At 37.1% G+C, this 3395-nt stretch carries 2 protein-coding genes; both read right to left on the bottom strand.

Going from position 1 to position 3395, the window contains the following annotated elements:
- On the bottom strand, positions 1–728 hold a 728-nt coding region (locus PLA12_14610), incomplete at its 3' end, for a type II secretion system protein N (protein ID HOQ33721.1).
- 191 nt (positions 729–919) lie between these two features.
- Positions 920–3337, bottom strand: coding sequence for a hypothetical protein (locus PLA12_14605; GenBank protein HOQ33720.1), 2418 nt, complete (start codon positions 3335–3337; stop codon positions 920–922).
- Positions 3338–3395 lie beyond the last annotated feature (58 nt).

Below are 3395 nucleotides of genomic sequence, written 5' to 3'. Positions count from 1 at the left end.
GCATCTTTACACAATTCGGGCTTAACACGCGTAACTAAATCTGCATAACTTGCAAAAAAGTCCTGCACAATTTCATCACGATTTAGATCCACCTGTTTCTTCTCAGGCTCATTTGTCTTTGCAGGTTTTGATTCCGTTTGTTGGGGAGGGGCTTCTTCTTTTGCTTTTAGCAATTCTAAAGATTTATCTTCTAACTTTAACCGTTCCCTTTTGGGGGGATTTGTTTTTTTGTTTAACAATATAACTTCTTTAGGATATACCTCTTCTAAAACTACCTGCTCAATAACTTCCTGTCCGACAGCAAAAGCAGCAGTAATTTTTTTGTCAGAATTCTCGATAAAAGCAGCTGAAAATTTATCTTTAGGAGACAAAGCAATAGTCCCTATTAATTTTAAATTCAATTGGGTATCTTCAAGGGTATCCTGTGGGGGAGGTTGTTCTTGTTTTTCCTCTTTTTTTGGAGCTGCATCTTCGGACCATCTACCTGCATTTCCAAATAGACCTGATTTTAATATTTTATCGAATAGGCTTTGGGCATCAATATTCATTAATACATTCTGAACAGTTTTTTCTTCCTCAGTGGATATGCTTGCTTTTTTGGCTATTTTCTGGGCAGGGTCATAAGTATATATGAGATAAAAGAACATTCCAACGGCAATAAATATTGAAAAAATCAGTATGATATGAATTAAAGAAAATAGTCTTTTAATTTCTAATGATTGAACCATACTGCCCTTTCATAGGAAAAAATAACTCCTTGCAGTAAATCATGAATTGAACGGAATTTAGCCCTTATTAGTTGACTAAATTCCCATAACAAATTGTATGATAAGTTTAAACGAAACATCCTCCCTTTCGCAAAGTTTATTTACTATTTTAGGGAATTCGTTTGGTTAAAATGAGTTACAGATAAAAAATCTTATTTGTCCTGTTTCACAAGGCTTTTTAGATATAACATATAATCTTCAATAGAAATATATGTATTGGGCTCGTCTGTTTTCTGAACAGAAGATTTGGACTGGATTGCTTTCTTATCTGTATTATAGAAAATACTGTCATACTCACTATAAGGTTTTACATATTGTTTGTCTGTTTGAGTATCTTCTGTAACCACAGTTACACTTCTTGTCCCGGCATATAAAGTCCATTTACCACTTTTAGGCAAATACCGCAGATAAAGAATGGCTTTATCACCAACTTTAAATTCAGGCATTTCAGAGCAAACCATAGCATAGCCATTTACTCTACCACCCGGAATGGTAAAAATCACCGAACTATTTTCGTTGATAGAGCCTTTTATTGTATCTTTTACCTTTATTTCAACATCTGTGTATATTCGCATAGTTTCCGTCATATAACTATTTATTGAGATTACCTCTGCATTAACTACCCCATTAGATTTGTTCACAAGTTCATCTGTATTTAGAAAAGCAATTCGCGAATGTGCGTTTGGAACCCATCCCAAAACAGATAGTGCAAAAATAATGAATAGTGTTGTCGTTTTTGCTTTTATAGATTGCATCTTCTTTATCTTCCTCCACAAAACAAGTAGAATTAGGATTCCTATAAGGTATCGCACAATATCATTTTTAATTAACCATGCAATACCATATACAGAATTGGCAAACAGATATCTCATTATTTCTGATTTTAATATTACTTTAGAAATCATTGGGGCAACAGTATAATACATATCCACAAAAGCAATTCCCATACCAGAATTCATCAAATAATTATCCCTAAAACTTCTCAAATCATTTGACAATGAGATAGAACCTAATGTGCCACCCGTAGTAGTCGTTGTTGTTCCTGTGCCTCCACCTGTTGGGACTTCGATAATATTCATCGGACATACATCATTGGGGTCTCCAAACATTGGCTTCCGATGGGTCCTCATCTGAGGAAGCGTTTTACCTGTTGTTGCGCTTACAACCACATTTTTTGTAAAACTCCATACCAATCCTGTTCCTGCGTCTTTACTACTTACATCCAGGACATTTTCAACCTCATGAAACACTTCTGACATAAAGTTGGTTTGATAGTCTGTATCCGCTCGAGTTGTTACGGAATAACTATTGGGACCTTGAATACTATCCACATCCGATGGGGGTATTCCTTCCGGAGCCTGACGGTCTAATCCCGTCCCATTCAACGCATTTAAGGTCAATGTATAGGAAGGAGTAAACAATTCCCCATCCTTCCCAGGGACTTCCATTGTTTTCCACAAACCAATCAGATTAAATTTGCCTTGAAGTTGTTTATTGATTAATGGTTCGTATAAACCTACCATGGTACTAAATAAAGGAACCCGTGGTGTATTGGGATTGTTATCCACATCTGCCCAGGCAACAACATGTCCACCGGGAAGGGGGATGGAGGGAATACCAGAACCTCTTCGTGTTCTACTTCTTGCCTCATGTTCTATATCAAAGAAATTTTCTTGAGCACCTCGTGGATAAAGCCATGAGATACCTGATATATCATCCGGAGCGAGGTCTTTTCCGCCATCTTCCCTTTGACCATTGGGCAATTCTACCTCAAAATAAATAGGGAACATGGTTGGGGTAGCACCGATATATTGAGGCATACCATCAGGCATGGTCATCCATACTACAGGATTTTCTATTAAGTAGGAAGGTAATTCATCCTCGGCGTTTAAATAAACAGCCCTTAAATTATTCAAAGGGGTATGGTCTAACCCAAGAAAATGGCCTAATTCATGAACAAGCGTTCCTTTCAAATCTGCCAATGGTTCATCCCCGGATTCTGAGTTATATCGGTGGGCTGTCGCAGATACAACAATATCACGGTCAATAACTGTCCCTGCCGAAATAGGATATATTTGTCCATTGTGTTCATATACTGAATCGGTAACAGTAAAAAGTGTTAGTGTTACGCCTAATATTCCTCCTCCGACATCAACCGTTTCTGGGTCTGGTTCAACATCTTCACCTGTATCATCCGCTTCGGTAACATACATGGATATAGTAGGCAGGGAATCGGGTGTTGTCAGGGAAATAGGGTCTTCATAATAACCTATGATTCGAAAACAGGCATACGAAGTTGGGACATCTTCCCAAACTTTTAATGCCTCCTTGACTTTTTTTATTTCATCATCAGTAAATCCTCTTTTCCCTCTTTCTATATATATACCGATACCTTCTCCTGTGGTTATTTTGCCATCGTTGTTCGTATCAAATTCGTAGAAGGGCCATCTTGCCAATCGCAATACATTAAATGCATCAAATCCACCAGAAGGGAAAAACGCATAACTATTCCATTGGCAGATAAAAAGAACACATATTAACGAATATAAGCATAATAATTGTTTTTTCACGGTCCGAACTCCTTTCTTTCGTCCGGAATTATCAATCTTTGTTTTTTCATTTATAATT

Origin of the sequence: Candidatus Hydrogenedens sp. (assembly GCA_035378955.1) — a bacterium.
Lineage (GTDB): Bacteria > Hydrogenedentota > Hydrogenedentia > Hydrogenedentales > Hydrogenedentaceae > Hydrogenedens.
This window is presented reverse-complemented; position numbering and strand designations above follow the sequence as displayed.